At 68.9% G+C, this 15,387-nt stretch carries 13 protein-coding genes and 2 pseudogenes; 9 read left to right on the forward strand and 6 right to left on the reverse strand.

What is annotated here, in order from left to right:
• From ACWEN0_RS49620 to ACWEN0_RS49650, 7 genes are all read left to right on the forward strand, one after another.
• A partial coding sequence (locus ACWEN0_RS49620) for a helix-turn-helix domain-containing protein (RefSeq protein ID WP_451988745.1) occupies positions 1 to 212 on the forward strand: 212 nt, incomplete at its 5' end.
• 607 nt (positions 213 to 819) lie between these two features.
• Positions 820 to 2,361, forward strand: a complete 1,542-nt coding sequence (locus ACWEN0_RS49625; RefSeq protein ID WP_451988746.1) for an outer membrane protein assembly factor BamB family protein — start codon at positions 820 to 822, stop codon at positions 2,359 to 2,361.
• A gap of 603 nt (positions 2,362 to 2,964) precedes the next feature.
• Positions 2,965 to 3,120, forward strand: a complete 156-nt coding sequence (locus ACWEN0_RS49630) for a hypothetical protein (protein WP_451988747.1) — start codon at positions 2,965 to 2,967, stop codon at positions 3,118 to 3,120.
• A gap of 66 nt (positions 3,121 to 3,186) precedes the next feature.
• The gene (locus ACWEN0_RS49635) at positions 3,187 to 3,459 is read left to right on the forward strand and encodes a hypothetical protein (protein ID WP_451988748.1); all 273 of its coding nucleotides are present in this window, start codon (positions 3,187 to 3,189) and stop codon (positions 3,457 to 3,459) included.
• Positions 3,460 to 3,667: 208 nt separating this feature from the next.
• Positions 3,668 to 4,270, forward strand: coding sequence for a S1 family peptidase (locus tag ACWEN0_RS49640; protein ID WP_451988749.1), 603 nt, complete (start codon positions 3,668 to 3,670; stop codon positions 4,268 to 4,270).
• Between the two features lie 33 nt (positions 4,271 to 4,303).
• Positions 4,304 to 4,552 (forward strand): hypothetical protein, encoded by a 249-nt coding sequence (locus ACWEN0_RS49645; protein WP_451988750.1) that lies wholly within the window; start codon positions 4,304 to 4,306, stop codon positions 4,550 to 4,552.
• Positions 4,507 to 4,782, forward strand: a complete 276-nt coding sequence (locus ACWEN0_RS49650; RefSeq protein WP_451988751.1) for a hypothetical protein — start codon at positions 4,507 to 4,509, stop codon at positions 4,780 to 4,782. Before ACWEN0_RS49645 ends, ACWEN0_RS49650 begins: the two co-directional genes overlap by 46 nt.
• 521 nt (positions 4,783 to 5,303) lie before the next feature.
• Here ACWEN0_RS49650 and ACWEN0_RS49655 read toward each other — a convergent pair.
• The 6 genes and pseudogenes from ACWEN0_RS49655 to ACWEN0_RS49680 form a co-directional block, all read right to left on the reverse strand.
• Entirely contained in the window at positions 5,304 to 5,990 is a 687-nt protein-coding gene (locus ACWEN0_RS49655) for an ABC transporter ATP-binding protein (protein WP_451988752.1), read from the reverse strand.
• Between the two features lie 278 nt (positions 5,991 to 6,268).
• Complete coding sequence (locus ACWEN0_RS49660) at positions 6,269 to 7,030, reverse strand: COG4705 family protein (protein ID WP_451988753.1); 762 nt, start codon at positions 7,028 to 7,030, stop codon at positions 6,269 to 6,271.
• Between the two features lie 490 nt (positions 7,031 to 7,520).
• Positions 7,521 to 11,096, reverse strand: a complete 3,576-nt coding sequence (locus ACWEN0_RS49665) for a Pls/PosA family non-ribosomal peptide synthetase (protein WP_451988754.1) — start codon at positions 11,094 to 11,096, stop codon at positions 7,521 to 7,523.
• Positions 11,097 to 11,188: 92 nt separating this feature from the next.
• Positions 11,189 to 11,554 (reverse strand): annotated as a pseudogene (locus ACWEN0_RS49670) (AMP-binding protein); the annotation flags it as partial.
• 34 nt (positions 11,555 to 11,588) lie between these two features.
• A complete protein-coding gene (locus ACWEN0_RS49675; protein WP_451988755.1) occupies positions 11,589 to 12,437 on the reverse strand; it encodes a BPL-N domain-containing protein in 849 nt (282 codons plus the stop codon).
• 131 nt (positions 12,438 to 12,568) lie between these two features.
• A pseudogene (locus tag ACWEN0_RS49680) lies at positions 12,569 to 13,522 on the reverse strand (FtsW/RodA/SpoVE family cell cycle protein); the annotation flags it as partial.
• Positions 13,523 to 14,033: 511 nt separating this feature from the next.
• Between ACWEN0_RS49680 and ACWEN0_RS49685 the strand changes: the two are divergent.
• On the forward strand, positions 14,034 to 14,312 hold the full coding sequence (locus tag ACWEN0_RS49685) for a PadR family transcriptional regulator (RefSeq protein WP_451988756.1): 279 nt from the start codon (positions 14,034 to 14,036) through the stop codon (positions 14,310 to 14,312).
• Entirely contained in the window at positions 14,309 to 14,974 is a 666-nt protein-coding gene (locus ACWEN0_RS49690) for a hypothetical protein (protein ID WP_451988757.1), read from the forward strand. Before ACWEN0_RS49685 ends, ACWEN0_RS49690 begins: the two co-directional genes overlap by 4 nt.
• Positions 14,975 to 15,387: the final 413 nt, after the last annotated feature.

Here is a 15,387-nt window from a genome sequence, read left to right on the forward strand (position 1 = left end):
CGGCGGCCGAGCCGCCGGCGTTGACCGAACGCGAACGCGACATCGGGCGGCTGTTCGTCGCCGGGCACACCTACAAGGAGATCGGCGAGCAGCTGTACATCTCGGGTAAGACCGTCGAACACCACATGGCGCGCATTCGAGCGAAGCTCGGCGTTTCGGATCGCCGCACTCTCGCGACCTTGCTGGGCGGCATGCTGGCCGACGGGAGCTGACATGTCCGCGAGGGCGGCACGTCCGCGAAGCCCATCGTGCGGGCGCCGTGCTCAGGGCAGGTGACGACCTTGCCCGCGTCGGTGAGACTGGCGCCCAACCCGACCAGCGGGACCGAAGCATCCGAGAGGATCTTTCGCCTCAGGATGTGCGCCGGGAGACCCAGGGAAAGCCGGCGGCGGAGGTGGCGCTCCGGCTCCGAACACGTCCATCGGGACAATGGGGTCGGGGCCGCGGATTGCATGAGCGAGCGCGGCGATGATGCGGACGTCGGCCTGGGAAGACGATTCCTGCGAAGTCATGCTGTGGGCCTGCCGAACGCAGCATGCTGCAGGTGCCGTTAGCGAGATTCGATTCCCCCACGACCGGTCCGTTCCCGCCGGGGCCGATCGGTGGCTTCGGCGAGCGATGGCGCCGGCGCCATCGTCGAAGATGACGAACGTCGAGCGTTCTTTCCAGTCGAGAAAGTTGCTCGGCTTGTCGTCGCTCGCCGCCGGGCGGCTGACCTCTGCCGGAACGACGCCCGGATGCCGGGTCGCCTGCACGTCTGCGGTTCACCGAATGCCGTCGATTGGCCCGAATGGACGAGATCATCGCTAAGGTGGGCGGATGGTGATGGCGATCTCGCACCGCGCCCGGTACGCGGCGGTCCCCGTGGCGGTACTGCTGGTGGCGGGGACCGCCGGGATCGTGCGCGGGGTGTCGGTGGCGTCATCAGCGCTGTACGTGTGGGGGCTGGTAGCCGCGGCCGCCGGTGTGGCGGGATTGGTGTTCGTGGCGTTGCCGCGGGTGCGGCGCGGTGTGCGTGCCGGCGTGGCCGCGATGCTGGCGGCGGTGATCGCGGTGACCGGCTGGTGGGTGCCGGACCGCGTGTTGGCCGCGCAGTTCGAGGGAACGGGCGTCCGCTGGGATGTCGCCGCCCCCGACGGCGGTCCTTCGGCCCGGGATGCGTTCCCCCGGGTGGAAGCCCGCGTGCGCGACGCAGTCGTGGTGCGCAGCGGCCAGTCCACCATGTTGGTGTCACTGGCCGACGGCCACCGGATCGCTGTTCTGCCGCCGAGCGCGAAGGCGTTCTTCTCCGTCACGGGCGATCGGTTGCTGGTCGGCGACGGCCACCGAATCCAGGCCTACCAGGCCGATGGCCGTGCTGTCTGGCCGCAGGCCGTCACTGCCCTGCGCGGTGTGGCCGCCGGGGACGGTGTCGTCGTCGTCCAGACGGATCGCCGCACGGTGTCCGCGATCTCGGACGACGGGTCGGTGCGGTGGACCCACCCGATCGCCGAGAACCGGATTGAGCGGGGTGAACTTGACACAGTGGACCGGTTCCCGACCTTCAAGTACGTCGGCGACGGCGCACCGTCTCCGATCCTCGCGGCCCGGGCGGTGGTTCCAGCGGCCGGTTCGGCTGACCAGTGGGACTTCCTCGACCCTAGGACAGGTGCCGTGACAGCCACGTTGCACGGCGCTTTCGCCGCGACGGCGGGCACGACGGCTTTCGTGTCCACCGCGGACGGCCACAGTTGCTCGCTGCGTACGTCGGCGGGGGCGCAGGCCGCGGTGCCGTGCACCAGTCCCCGTCCGACGATCGCCGGAGAACGGCTGTACTTCCAGGACGGCTCCGACGCGGTGTCGGTCGACCCCCGCCGGCTCGGGCCGACGGACCAGCCCTGCCGCGTGCACGGGGTGAGCTTGGAGAGCGACGTCTCCGGGGGGCCGGCCGATGCCGCGGTCGGACCGGCGGGCGGAGTGAGCTACCGCGGCCGCCTGGTTTACGGCTGGCCCGGCGAGAACCCGACGCCGGCGTGGGATTTCGTGAGCGAATCCGAGCTGTTCAGCGTTTCGGTCGCGGAACAGACCACCGCTGTGCTCGCGGCCGTCGGCCGCAGCGGTCCCTTCGATGATCGGAGCGGTCCTTACGCGCCGCGGCAGGGCGCTCCCGCCGGTGCGCCCGCGTCGTCGGCGCAGGCGAACAATCTGCTGGACGTCGCCGACTACGACACGCTCGTCACCGTGCTCGACCAGCAATCCGGCCGCGTCACCGGCCGGGTCCGAGCGCGCTCGGTCGACTCCGTCTACCCGGTCTCGCGCGGCGCGGCGGTGCTCGTCGCCGATGGCAGGATCCGTCTCGTCGGCGCCGACGAGCCGCAGTAGCAGCTCGCCGCGGGTAATGGACCGAGCAGAGCACCAGCGACATTGCGCACCGCTTGTCCGAGCCCCAGTCGGTCTTGAGTAGCCGGTTGTCGTGCAGCTGGCGAGGGCGTCGCGCCGTGTCCGGTAGTCGAGGTCGATCGGGTTGGTGTTGAGCCGGGCGATGACTTCGTTGAGCGCGGCGTCCAGGTCACGGCGCCGGTCATCCTGCTCGACCCAGCCGCGTACCTCGCGCCGCGCGGTTGCGCCCCAGCCGGAGGAGAAGCCTAGTGCGGTGGGGGCGGCTTCGAGGTTCAGGCCGCTCGCAGCCTGTGCCATGGTGATCGCCACGAACCGTCGGAGCGTGAGCCGCATCGTCGCCGGCACGCTGGCGACGTCGGTCATCGGCTGCACGTGGTCGGGCAGGTGCTGCGGAATCCGGCGGAGGTCGACCTGCAGCGGGCGTAGCTCCAGCTTCATCGGCGCCCACTGCCGGCTGCCGGGAGTGCGGTGGTTGCGGTCCAGCCCGGGACGGGTGCCGCCGGATCTCGGCGGTGTCGCGGGACGCGGCTGGGGCAGGTGCGTGTCCACATGCGCGCCTGCAGCGACCTGCAGCCAGGGTGAGCAGTGCTGGAGGAACTGCTGCAGCTCGCGGAACCAAAGGGTGTCCCCGGCGACCGCAGCCACCAACTCCGGCAGCGCATCGGCGTCGCCTCGCAGGTGATCGCCCAGGGCCAGCAGGTGCCCGTAGGCGAGCGGATCCTTGGCGGGTCCACCGCGTAACCGCAGATCGCTGACCCGTTTCCCGGCGGCGCGCAGCCGGGCCATCTTGCGCTCGAGATCCTCGACGTGCTCGTCGATGAGATCGCGGTCGAGTTCCGCAGGCGTGAACCGGGCGGCGAAAGGCCAGGACCGGCGGACGAGCCGCATGATCAGGTGCAGGTCGGAGAAGTGCCGGCCATCGCCATTGCCGCGATGGTCGGGCACAACAAGCCTCAGTCGGGCCAGAAGTCGTTCCTGGAAAGCAAGAACGATATCCAGGCTCCGGTCGACTGGTGCCGGGACAGGGCCGTGGAATCTCGCCCCGCAGATTTCCTGGCCGGTGTCGCCGGCAGCCGGTGATATAGCACGACACTGGATCGGATGCAGGACCTGTGCGCGGGGCGGCAGTCGAACTCTATGGTCAGGCGCCAGGCGCGCTGTCGCGTCCGCGAAAGCGATCCTCGACCGCGTCCACGATGTCCCCAACACCGCCTGGGGTATCGATCCCTCCACGCGCCAGGTCGGCGTCACGATTTCCGACGCCGCGCACGGCAGTGGGATGGTGAGCTTGCGTGCCGCGATCGCCTCGCTCGGTTCCGCTGTGCGGGTCAAACACACCGCCAAGCCGCTGACGACCCAGGTCTACGACGGCGAGGAAATCAGCACTGGCTCGATCATCTGCTCGGCCGGGTTCAACGTCACCAGCGGCGGGCGGCAATACATCATCACTGCCGGGCATTGCACCCAGGGCGGCCCGTCCTGGCAGGGAATCGGCCCGTCTGTCGACTCGAGCTTTCCCGGCACCGACTACGGCCTGATCCGCAACGATTCCGGCGATGGTCCCGGTGCGGTCGACCTCTACGACGGTACCGCTCAGGCCATCACCCAGGCCGGCGACGCCTACGTCGGGGAGCAGGTGTGCAAGAGCGGCCGCACCACCGGGCTGACTTGTGGCGCGGTCACCGTGCTCGACCAGACGGTCAACTACGGCAACGGAGACGTCGTCTACGGCCTGATCGAGACGAACGTCTATTCCGACCACTGCGACAGCGGCGGCGCTCTGTTCGACGGCGGCACCGCGCTGGGCACCGTGTCCGGCGGCAACAGCACTACCGATTACTTCCAGCCGGTCACCGCGGCGCTGAACGCCTGCGGCGTCGGCCTCGCCTGATCTCCCCGTCCACACGGCTCGCGAAGGATTCCCATGTCCGTCACGATCTTGCGGCTCGCCGCACCCGTCGCCGCCCTCGCCTTGGCCTGCGCTGTTGCTCCCGCGGCGCACGCGAGCACGATCACCTCGACGTGTTCCCAGGCGGATCTGCCGTTGCCGGACCCGGCCTGCACGCCCGGGGCGCTCAACCCGGACGTCACCCAGGCCTCGATCGGCTCGACGATCTGCGTGTCCGGGTGGACCGCGACCATTCGCCCCCGACCAGCTACACCAACGCCCTGAAGAGGCAGGGCATCCTCGACTACGGCTACACCGACATCGTCGGCGCGCCGAAAGACCCGCACAACCTGTGGCCAGAGCCCCACGCCGGCAGCGAGAACTCCTCCAGTAAGGACTCCGTCGAGAACACGGTGAAGAGGGCAGTCCGCGCCGGGCAAGTCACTCTCACGGCCGCCCAGAACGCAATGCTCACCAGCTGGACCACAGCGAAGTCCGCGCTCGGCCTCGGCTGACGCGGGCGCCCACGCAAGAGAGCAAGCCAACCACCGCCGACGACGCCGACACCGCCGGCGGTGGTTGCTGCCGGAGCGTGCCCGAAACCTGAACTGAGTCGATCTCGCGGAAGCATTACTCACAGCGTCATCGCGGCGCCGTTGCCGGATAGTCGCCGCTGCCCGTTCCGTGCCCCGAGGTGGACCTCGCGGCGATCACTGAGGGACCTGGGTTGCCCGAGCTCGCCGTTGAAGAGGCCGTCTGTGAAGACCAACGCCAAACTCGGCTGGCGCGACTCGCACGCCGTCCTGACTGCCTATGCCGCCGTGCTGCACGAGGCCACGCGACGGTGCCGCGCGTCGGGCGCTCGAGCCAGGCCATGAGGTGCAGGAGGGGCGACTATCCGGAGCCGGACGGCCCGGCGATGGCGGTCTGAGCACCGCTGCCGACGATGCAGCTGCTGCCTAGACGGCGACGACCGCGGCCGGGCCGGTGCCGTACGTGCGGGCGACGTCATCGCAGACGACGCGAGATTCCGGCTTCATGCGGCCACCACTCCGTCCTGGATCGTGAGCACGAGGTCGGCGATCGCTACGACCTCGGCACTGTGGGTCACAATCAGCGGGCCGGTGCCCTGCTGGGCATGATCGCGCAGCAGGTCGAGGACCTCTTGCTCAGTGTTTCCGTCGAGCTCGCCGGTCGGTTCGTTGGTGAGCAGGACGTCGGGGTTGTTGGCCAATGCGACAGCCAAGCCGGCGCGGGCCAGCTCGCCGCCGGACGACTGGGCGGACGTGGCCAGCCCACGCCGGCCGAGACCGACCTCCTCCAGCAGCTCGCTCGGCGAGGGCCGGAAGACGCTGCTCCGCCACGCTCGGCATACCAGCTCGATGTTGGCGCGCACGTCGAGGCGCGGGAGCAGGTTGCGGGACTGCAGCAGAACTCCGATGCGATGCGCGCGGGATTCTCGCGCGGCTTCGGGTCGGTGGCTGATCTGTTCGCCGGAGACCTCGACGCTGCCGCCCGCCGGCTCGTCCAGGCAGGCCAGGCAGACCAGCACCGTCGACTTCCCCGATCCCGATGGCACGACCACGGCGCCGGTTTCGCCCCTGGCGATTGTTAGAGAGACTCCGCGCAGGGCAAGTGTTTCGTCGTCGCCGGTACGGAAGAACCGGTACAGGTGGTGTGCCCGGAGCGCGGGTGCCGACCAGTCGCGGGCGATCGCGGTCATCACGACCAGGCCAGGGAGTCGCTGACGGGGCGAGAATGACCCTGCCTCCGATGACGGCGCCGCGGCCAGCCCGGCTGCACAGCGGCGCGGGTCGCGAGCCTGCCCAGCCTGACGACCGGCGCCGTCCTGACAGGCAGGGCAGGCAGGGCACGAAGGCCTGACGAACCGGTCATGTTCGCGAGCGTAGGAATGTCCGGGTAGGAGGCCACCTAACAGGGGGTTAGCGCCCCCTGCAAACTGCTCGATTCACTGAAGGGGACGCTCGCTATTGCCGGAGATCACCTGACATATTCCGGGAGCTGTCGGCGCCGTTTCTGCCACGAGGTGTAGATGATCAGTGCGGCCAAGGTCGAGCTCAGCACCAGGGACGCGCCGGTGGTGCCGTAGCCCATGCCGCCGCCGGTGACCGGCTTGCTGACGAAGTCCCCGGCCGACGAACCGAGGTGCCGCGTCAGGACGAAGGAGATCCAGAACAGCAACGTCCGCGAGATGCGAGTCGTCTTCATCGCCACCACGGCCAGTGCGAGCACTCCGCTGATGAGGAGTGCGGTCGCGCCGAAGCCGAGTCCGGAGTCGTCGGCGAGGAAGTCCCCGAGCGAGGTGCCGAGGGTGTTGGAGAACAGTATTGCCGTCCAGTACAGGAGCTCGCCCGAGAACGTGTCGATGTTTCGCACGTTGAACGACTGCCCGCTGGCCTTCCAGACGACGAATACGGTGGCGAGGGCGCTGAGCAGGACCAGCGCGCCGGTGGCGTAGCCGAGTCCGGCGGTGCGGTTCATGAAGTCCGACATGGTGGTGCCGGCGGTACTGGTGGACAGGATGACCGTCCAGTAGAGCAGGGGATGGAAGCTCTTCACGGCCAGCTGTGTGACGAGACTGGCCAGGAACAACGCGACGAGGACGATCGAACTGACGAGGTAGCCCACCTGCAGCGTTTGGGCAAGCAGGTCGCCGGGCGTCTCGCCCAAGGTCGTGGCTGCGATCTTCATGACCCAGAAGACCGCCGTGATCTCAGGAAGCTTGGTGTTCATGATCGCCATTGAAGCGGGCCGCGCGCCTCTGCTCGCTGTCCGTCAGCCCATCTGATGAACGCCTCGTCAGAATATTTTGCCGGACCTTAACCTTACGTCAGGACGCTTCCGGCGTCAAAGTCGAATCGCGCTCACCTAACACAAAACGGACGAATGGCAGGAGAAATTTACGGTCTTTTGTCCGTCGAGTGGTAACGGTGTTCGGGTCTGCCGGTGGTGCCGTAGTTGAGGGAAAGCTCGATGAGGTCTCGGCGCACGAGGTCGGCGAGGTAGCGTTGTGCGGTCGCCCGGCTTGTTTCCCAGATGGAAGACCCTGACGGCCATCCCGACTGGGAATCGCACTTCGTGGACTGCTTCTATCTGTCCTTCACCAACGCGACCGCGTTCAGCCCGACCGACGTGATGCCGACGGCGCGGTGGACGAAAATGCTGATGCTCAGCCAGTCCGCGGTCTCGCTGGTCACCCTCGCCGTCGTCGTCTCCCGGGCGGTCAGCCTGTTCAAGCGACGGCCACGGGGACGCCGGAGGGACGTTCGGAGTCCCCGCGAGCCGGGACTCCGCGGGCGGGGATGCCCCGCCAGGCCGTGCTGTCCGGGAGTTGTTCTCCTTTCATCACCAGTGACATCGCGTCGAGCGTGGTGTGATGGCCGACCGTGCTGTCGTAGAGCACGACTGATCGTGCGCCGATGCTCGCGCCGGCGCGCACGTTCACTGTGGACATCTTCATCACCCGGTCTTCGAAGAGGTGTGTCTGCAGGGAGGTCGCGGCGCTGACGCAGGCGCCGCCCCCGAGTCGGACGAGGTCGAACTCGGTCAGGAACGTGGTTGCGATCCAGCAGCGTTTGCCGATCTTGGCGCCGAAGAGGCGCAGGATCGGCCCTAGCAGCGGCGTGCCGGCCAACGCGGAGAGCAGCGCCGGGACGGCGGCCGTTTCGTACAGCGCGGTCACGAATTCGGAGCGTCGCACGAACCGGCTCCACAGGGGTTCGACGCGGGGCCGGTACCTGCCGACGACCAGCCACTTGACGGCGACAACCGCGAGAACCACGCCGAACCCGCCGAGGAGTGCCGCAACCGGCGTGACGCCGATGGCCGCCATCGGGCCTGCGGTTCGAGTTGCCCACAGTTGCGCCAGCAGCACCAGGTAGCCCGCTGCGGCCAGCAGGCTGCCGGGCACCACGACGCGGAAGAACTCGATCACCAGCCGTTCGAGCACGCGCAACCGGGTCGGCCGGAAGGTGAGCTCGTCGGCGAAGGAGCCGCTGTCCTGGCGGCGCGGCAGCCGGATCGGCGGGGTGCCCAGCCAGGAGCTGCCGTCCGGGCTGCCGGCGCCGGGCGCACGGGTGTGCACGCCGATCAGTCTGCCGTTCCCGATGGCGGTTCCGGAGCGCACGAACGCGGCGTTGCCGATGAACGAACGACGCCCGACGGTCGTGGCGCCGAGCGCCACGTGGCCGTGGCAGTAGGTGGCGGCGCCGACCGCGGCCATGTCGGCAACAAAGCTTTCCGCGCCGAGCGTGAGCAGACCGGGGTCGAGCTGGGCGGCGGTCGAGACCTCGGCGCGTGGGCCGATGCGGGCGCCGAGGGCGCGCAGCCATCCCGGTGTGTACAGCGTCGAGTAGAGCGAGTTCGTCGCGGCGAGGCTCGCCTGCAGAAGCTTGTCCGCGATCCATTTGCGCACCCCGAACGAAGAGGCCATCCGGTGGATACCGGGCGGGGTGACCGGCAGCACCAGCCGCTTGCCGGCGAAGACCACGACGCACGTGGTGATCACGGACAGCGGGCCGGCCAGCAGGCACGCCCACCATCCACCCGCGACGCCGTGTGCGAGGTAGGCCCAGCTGCCGAGCGCGACGGATGGCGCGAGAAAGAGCAGGGGCAGCAGTTCGACGAACATCCAGGCCGCGCCGTAGCCGGCCAGTACCGGACGGGACGGGGCGCCGGCCGGGTGGGAGCGCAGCTCGGCGATCAGCGGATCGACCTGCGCGCAGCGCCGTGACGGGGAACCGGACCAGTACTGCCCGGCCGGGATGCGCTGCCCTGCCGTCGCGGCCGACATCTCAGCCAAGCCGGCGCCGGCGCCGAGCATCGCGCCCGGTTCGACGACCGCATTCGCCCCGACGAAGACGCGCTCGTCCAGCACCACGGGCGCGATGTGCATCCGGTTGTCCACCACCCGGACGGTCTGCAGGTGCGCGCCATACCCGACGCTGACATCGTTCCCGATCCTCAGCAGCGACGGCAGTGACAGGTTCGCGCTCGCGAGCTGGCAACCGCGCCCTACCCGGGCGCCGAGCAGCCGCAGGTACCACGGCAGCAGCGGGCTGCTGGCCATCGTGCCCAGCGGGGCCAGCGCGAGCAGCGTCTGAACGAGCCACACGCGGACGTAGGTGCTGCTCCACAGTGGATACTCACCTGGCCGCACCCGGCGCGCCAGCAGCCGTACTCCCACCACGGGGAGGCCGAACCGCCCGACGACGTAGGTCACCGGTGTGACGGCGATCAGGGCCCAGATGGTGCCGAGTGACAGCACTCCGGACGACTGGCCGAGAATCGCCGCGACCGGCGCGCCGAGGACCAGCAGCACCGCGGCAAGCGCGCCCACCTGCGCCGCACCGCAACCGGCCAGACGGGGCGAGCTGACATGCCGGTCCGCTCGGGGCGCCGGATCCGGCGGCGACGCGGCGGGGCGGACCGCCAACGTCGGGGCCAGTGCCCGGATCGTGGGATGGGCGTACACATCGGCCACGGACGCGGCGGGTGCCACGCCGCGTTCACGCAGGATCGAGACCGCCCGCGCGGCCAGCAGGGAGTGCCCGCCCAGGTCGAGGAAGAAGTTTGCGGTGACCGAGACGTCGGCGGTGCCGAACAGCTCGGCCCAGACCGCGGCGAGAGCCCGTTCGGCGTCGGTCGCCGCGGCCACGGCCCGTGCGCTGCCGCCGTGGAAGCGGGCGCCGGACGGGCGGGGCAGCCGGGAGCGGTCGACCTTGCCGCTGGGCATCATCGGGAGCTCGGTGAGGGTCTCGACGTAGCCGGGCACCATCGACGGCGGCAGCCGCTGCCGAAGGGTGTCTCGCAGCTGTCCGACGATCTCCTCGCGGTCGTGCCGGCCGCGCGCGAACGCCAGGTAGGCCACCAGGTCTTCGGTCGGGGCGTCCGGGTGCGGAGCGACGGCCGCGACCGCGACCCGCGGGTGCTCCATCAGGACGCTTTCGATCTCCTGCAGGTCGATGCGGTGGCCTCGGATCTTCACCTCGCTGTCGGCCCGCCCGAGGTACTCGATCTCGCCGCCGGCGAGCACCCGCCCGAGGTCGCCGGTGCGGTAGAGCCGCCCGTCGCCGGTGATCCGCGGGTCGTCCAGGAACCGCTCGGCGGTGAGCTCCGGCCGGTTCAGGTAACCGAACGCGACACCGGGGCCGCCGATGCAGATTTCGCCCACCGAGCCGTCCCGCACCGGTCGCAGATCCTTGTCCAGCAGCACGATCCGGTACGTCGGCAGTGCACGGCCGATGGTCACCGGGCGGCCAGGCAGCAGCTCGCACCACGTCGCGGTGACGGTGGCTTCGGTGGGACCGTAGGTGTTGAGCATCCGCCGTTCGGGCCGGCTCCAGCGCCCGACCAGCTCGGCGGGACAGGCCTCACCACCGACCAGCAGGGTGCGGATGCCCGGTAGTTCGAGATCGACCGTGGCCAGGACTGTCGGGACGCAGTACAGGATCGTGATGCGGTGGCGGTGCAGGAATGTGGCGAGGCCGCTGCCGACGCGGTCGGCCCCGGTCGGCCCGGCGACCAGGGTGGCACCGGCTGCCCACGTGGGCCAGATCTCCTCGATGGAGAAGTCGAACGCGATCGTCATGCCCTGGTACACGCGGTCGGTGCGACGCACCCGGTAGATGCCGGCGACGACGTCGATGAAGTTGCAGATGCTCGTCTGGCCGACCGCGACGCCCTTGGGACGTCCGGTGGATCCGGAGGTGTAGATGACGTAGCACGGCTCGTCGCCGGGCGGCCACAGCGGCGGCCGGGCCGGGTCGGCCCGGTGGAGTTCGGCGGCGAGGTCGCCGGACCGCCGCACGGGCAGGGAGCGCCGTGGGTGGCGGCTTCCAGTTCGGGAGTGACCACCAGGAGATCCAGTGCCGCGTCCGCGGCGACGTAGGCGACCCGATCGGCTGGGGCCGCCGGATCGATCGGGACGAACGTGGCGCCGGTCTTCAAGACCGCGAGCAGCGCCACATACATCGGCACCGAGCGGGGTATCAGGATGCCCACCCGCGCGCGTGCGTCGATACCGCGGTCGATCAGCAGATGGGCCAGCCGGTTGGCCTGGCCGTCCAGTTCGCAGTAGGTGAGCCGGACGGCGCCGCATTCCAGCGCGAGGGCGTCCGGGGTCTCGTCACATACGCGTTCGAAGAATTCGTGCAGCCGCGCAGGAGGTGGCGCGGCGAGGGGAACCGTGCCGAAGCGCGCGGTGTCCTCGACGGAGATCGACAGATCTTCGCTCACTGCTGTCCGTTCTGCGGGGAGGGGTGACACTGCCCGGATGAGGCTCCGGGCGGAGGGCGGTCGCTCAGGTCCGCACCAGGCGGCGTACGAAATCGAAGCCCAGGGCCCGGAGGTCGCCCTCGGGCTGATCGAGGTCGTAGGCCTCGTACCAGTCAGCGGTGGCCTCCACGTGCGGCCCGGACACCGCGACCAGCCCGCGGCCGTACCGCGCGATCAGCGCGGCGGCAAGGCCACTGGGATACGTGGCGACAACGTCGGTTGCCGCCTCGCCGGGAAGGAATACCGGTCCGTCCTGGAAGTACAGGAACTGCTGCCGATCGTTCCAGCAGACTTCCACCACGGTGTCCGCTTCGGTGCGGACGGTCGCCGCCGGGGACGTGATGTACTGGTCGACCGGGACCGGTAGCAGGTCGAATCCCGGGTCGGAACCGGCGAGATAGCCGCCCAGGCAGATCCCGAGATACGCGCCACCGCCACCGACGTAGGCCCGGATCAGGTCACGGTAGTCCTGCATGTGCTGGTAGCCCTCACGTAAATCCCCGCCGCCAGGCTGCGCGTAGATCTTGGCTTTACCGAGTGTTTCCGTGGAAATGGGTATTTGTTCCCGGGGGCCGGTGAATCGGACGTCCAGTTCGAGTGTGGAATCGCGCAGCAGACCTGCTAGAGCGTCGGCGCAGTCGGCATCGGTCGCCGGGCCGCGACAGACAAGTGCCAAATTTCCCGGATATCCCTCCCTGGGAGGATTCCGTGCCTCACGTTCAGGTGATGCAGGACATCCGGTCAGTGCGGCGTAGCCGGCCAAACCGCAGACGCTTCCCATCACCTGCCGACGGCTGAGCACGACATTCCACGCGTGTAAACCGGGCTGCTCCGCGCGGCGTTTCTGACGGTGTGCGGGATCACGCTTCCACATGCTCCTCTTTTGTTGTGCCGTGCGTTGTCAGCGGCGACGGCAGAGTATGGAGAAGGTGCTGTGAGGAGACTGAGAACCAACCCGGCATCCCGGGAGGAGTACCTGCGAACGCGAGACCCGCGCGAAACGGGCTATTCAACCCGAATTCGTATCGTCTTCTTCGGGCCGTTCACCAGGTATTGGTCAGCGACCGACGGCGAATGCGGAAGCAACCGGCGGCCCGTTGCCTGGCGTGGCCGCGGCGTCCTGCGCGCTCGGGGCACGGGCCGGTCTGCGCGGCGAGGAACGCGGCGCGGCGAGTAGGGCGGGGGTGCAGGCAGGTGCAGCAGCGGCCCGAACCTTCCCGGTCCAAGGAGGCGTAGCGCGGAGACCGTTTGCGGCTCGTTGCGCGCGCAGTTGGCGAGGATCCCGAACAGCAGCATGCTGACCAGCAGTGACGTGCCGCCGTAAGAGATCAGCGGCAGGGTGACACCGGTGACCGGCAGGAGCCCTACGACATAGCCGATGTTGATCGCAGCCTGAGCGACCACGAGCAGCGTCAGCGTCCCTGCGACGATGCGGATCCCGGGATCGAGATTGCGGCGCGCGATCCGCCTCCCTACGACGGCCACCCCCGCGTGCAGCGCAATCACGGCGATGCAGCCGATGAAACCGAGCTCCTCGCCGATGAGGGCGAAGATGAAGTCGTTCTCCACGCCGGGTAGGTAGCCCCAGTTGGCACTGCCTCGCCCGAGCCCTGGCCGAACACTCCGCCGTCGGCGAGCGCGTACAATGCTTGGGTTGTCTGGTGCGAGTCGGAGCTTGTGTCCTACGACGCCGAGAAGAACGAAAGGATCCGCGCCCAGCCAGCAGTCGGCGCTCAGTGCAACGACGGTGAGCCCAGCGGCGGCGCCGAGCGGCAATGCCGCGAACAGCCGCGCGGGCATGCCCGCGAACCACAGCAGGCCGAGCATGATGATGCCGAGGGTTATCGTGACGCTGAGGTTCGGCTGCGTCATCACCAGCGTCACGGGGACGACGGAGATCAGCAAATGCCGCCAGCGGTGAACCAGGTGGTACTTGGCTACCAGGACGTGTGCGCCCCAAGGATGCTCCAATTTGTTCTGGAGACCGAATTCGACGAGCGGCTTGGGTTTCTCCCGGAGAAGGCTACCTATCTCAGCTCTGTAAAGATGGGTGGCATCTTTGGTCTTTTCGACCTCGGCGGTCTTCCGTCGATTCCCCTTCATGAGTCCAGTGTTAGGCGAAACGCACGTCGTGCCAATTCCGCACGGCCTGGCGGTGTCGTGGGGTCAGCTCAGGTTTAGCTGGTTGATGATGTCACGGTTGGCTCCCGGGCTGCGCGGTGTTACGCCTCGCGCTCGACTGGTGGACTGTCGCCCGCTGCGGCCCCGATCTTGACCGGGTCGGCCGCGCGGTACACCAGGGCTTACAGCGCTTCGAGATGATTCACGAGCCGTTCGCGGCCGTTGGACGTGAGCCTGACCCGGGTGGAAGTGCGCCGAGTTGTTCGCGTCGTCTCTTGTCGCGAGATTCCTATATATGTAGAGTTATCGCATGCCTCGGACCCGAGCGGCATCTCCGCAGACCGTCGGTGTGCTGCAGCGGCTCGTGCAGGATGCCCAGGACTGGCACTACGGCTATGACCTCAGCCGCAGCACCGGGCTCAAGTCGGGCACCCTCTACCCGATCCTTATCCGGCTGGCCGAGCGAGGGTGGCTGGAAACGCGCTGGGCCGAACCGGAACGAACCGGCCGGCCTGCCCGCCACCTGTACCGCCTGACCGCGGACGGGATGACCGCGGCGGCAACGCATAACGCCGCGGCGGAGGCTCGCGGAACGACGCACCGGCGTCCTAGACCGGCGCTGTCATGAGACGCCTGGACCGCGTGGCCGGATCGGTGGCTCGCCGGCTGCTCCGCTGGGCGACCGGGCGGCGCAGCGGCCAAGAACTCACGTGGGTTCGCGCGCTGGGCGCCGAGATCGACGAGATGACGACGGGGTGGTCGCAACTGCACTGGGCCCTCGGCGTCCTTCGACTCCGGTGGATCGAATCGAGCCCGGCACGCCGGCGCCGGTGGCAGACCCGGCTGCGGTGGATCGAATCGGCGGGCGGGCTCGGCGGCCTCCGCGTCTACGGACCCGCCGTGGCCGGGGGCATCGTGATGTCGCTGTGGGTCTATGCGAATCGTGGCGCCGACGCGCCGCTCCCGCTGGCCGCGGCATTTCTCGCCGGACCCTACTTCGCCGTGATCGGGTTCTGCTGGGCCCGGCGACGGACCGCGCCGGTCGCAGCAGCGGTCGGCGCGATCGCCGCTGTGGTCGGCTTCGAGATCGTCACCATCGGCACGGCGGTGTACACCGTGGTCACCGAGTCAGCCCTGAACGCGACGGTATGGCTCGGATTCGGGATCGCGTACGTATTGCCGGTCAGATTTGTCGGAGCCATCGCCGGACTCGTCGGCGCCGTCGCCGCCCACCCGATCTCCAGCATCCGCGCGTTTCGCCGGGCAATCATCGACTCTCACGAGGACTGAGGACGCGGCGGGCGGGAACCGCTCGAGCCCACCGATCGGCGCCCGTCTGCCTGTGCACCTTTGGGGATTGGGTCATCTGGTGGAGATGTGCGGGTTTTCCCCGAAACTCACACGCGACGCTCGCGTTTGATGTGCGCGTAGCCGCTGCACCGTCGACTGGCAATGCAGCAACAAGGTCACGTCCGGTGAGGGCACTCCCCGTCGCTGTCGTCGCTGTGGCCGGGAGGGGACCGCTGTGCGTCGTCCTCACGCGTTGTCGTCGCCGATCTTCCGGTACGTGCTGGCCGTTCTCGTGGCCACGATGCTGCTCGGCTTCGCCTAGGGCGTGTCTGACAAAAGGTTTCGGCTGACGACTGGGATGCTCCGAGGTGTGTCGCGGTTTCAGTTGCTCTCGGATTCCCAGTGGGCGTTGA

Source organism: Amycolatopsis sp. NPDC004378 (assembly GCF_053602455.1).

What these genes read in the sequence shown, in the direction of transcription:
- ACWEN0_RS49690 (WP_451988757.1), top strand. Translation starts at nt 14,309, where the DNA reads ATGAGACGCCTGGACCGCGTGGCCGGATCGGTGGCTCGCCGGCTGCTC.
- ACWEN0_RS49660 (WP_451988753.1), bottom strand. Translation starts at nt 7,030, where the DNA reads ATGGCGATCATGAACACCAAGCTTCCTGAGATCACGGCGGTCTTCTGG.
- ACWEN0_RS49645 (WP_451988750.1), top strand. Translation starts at nt 4,304, where the DNA reads ATGTCCGTCACGATCTTGCGGCTCGCCGCACCCGTCGCCGCCCTCGCC.
- ACWEN0_RS49655 (WP_451988752.1), bottom strand. Translation starts at nt 5,990, where the DNA reads ATGACCGCGATCGCCCGCGACTGGTCGGCACCCGCGCTCCGGGCACAC.
- ACWEN0_RS49675 (WP_451988755.1), bottom strand. Translation starts at nt 12,437, where the DNA reads ATGTGGAAGCGTGATCCCGCACACCGTCAGAAACGCCGCGCGGAGCAG.
- ACWEN0_RS49625 (WP_451988746.1), top strand. Translation starts at nt 820, where the DNA reads ATGGTGATGGCGATCTCGCACCGCGCCCGGTACGCGGCGGTCCCCGTG.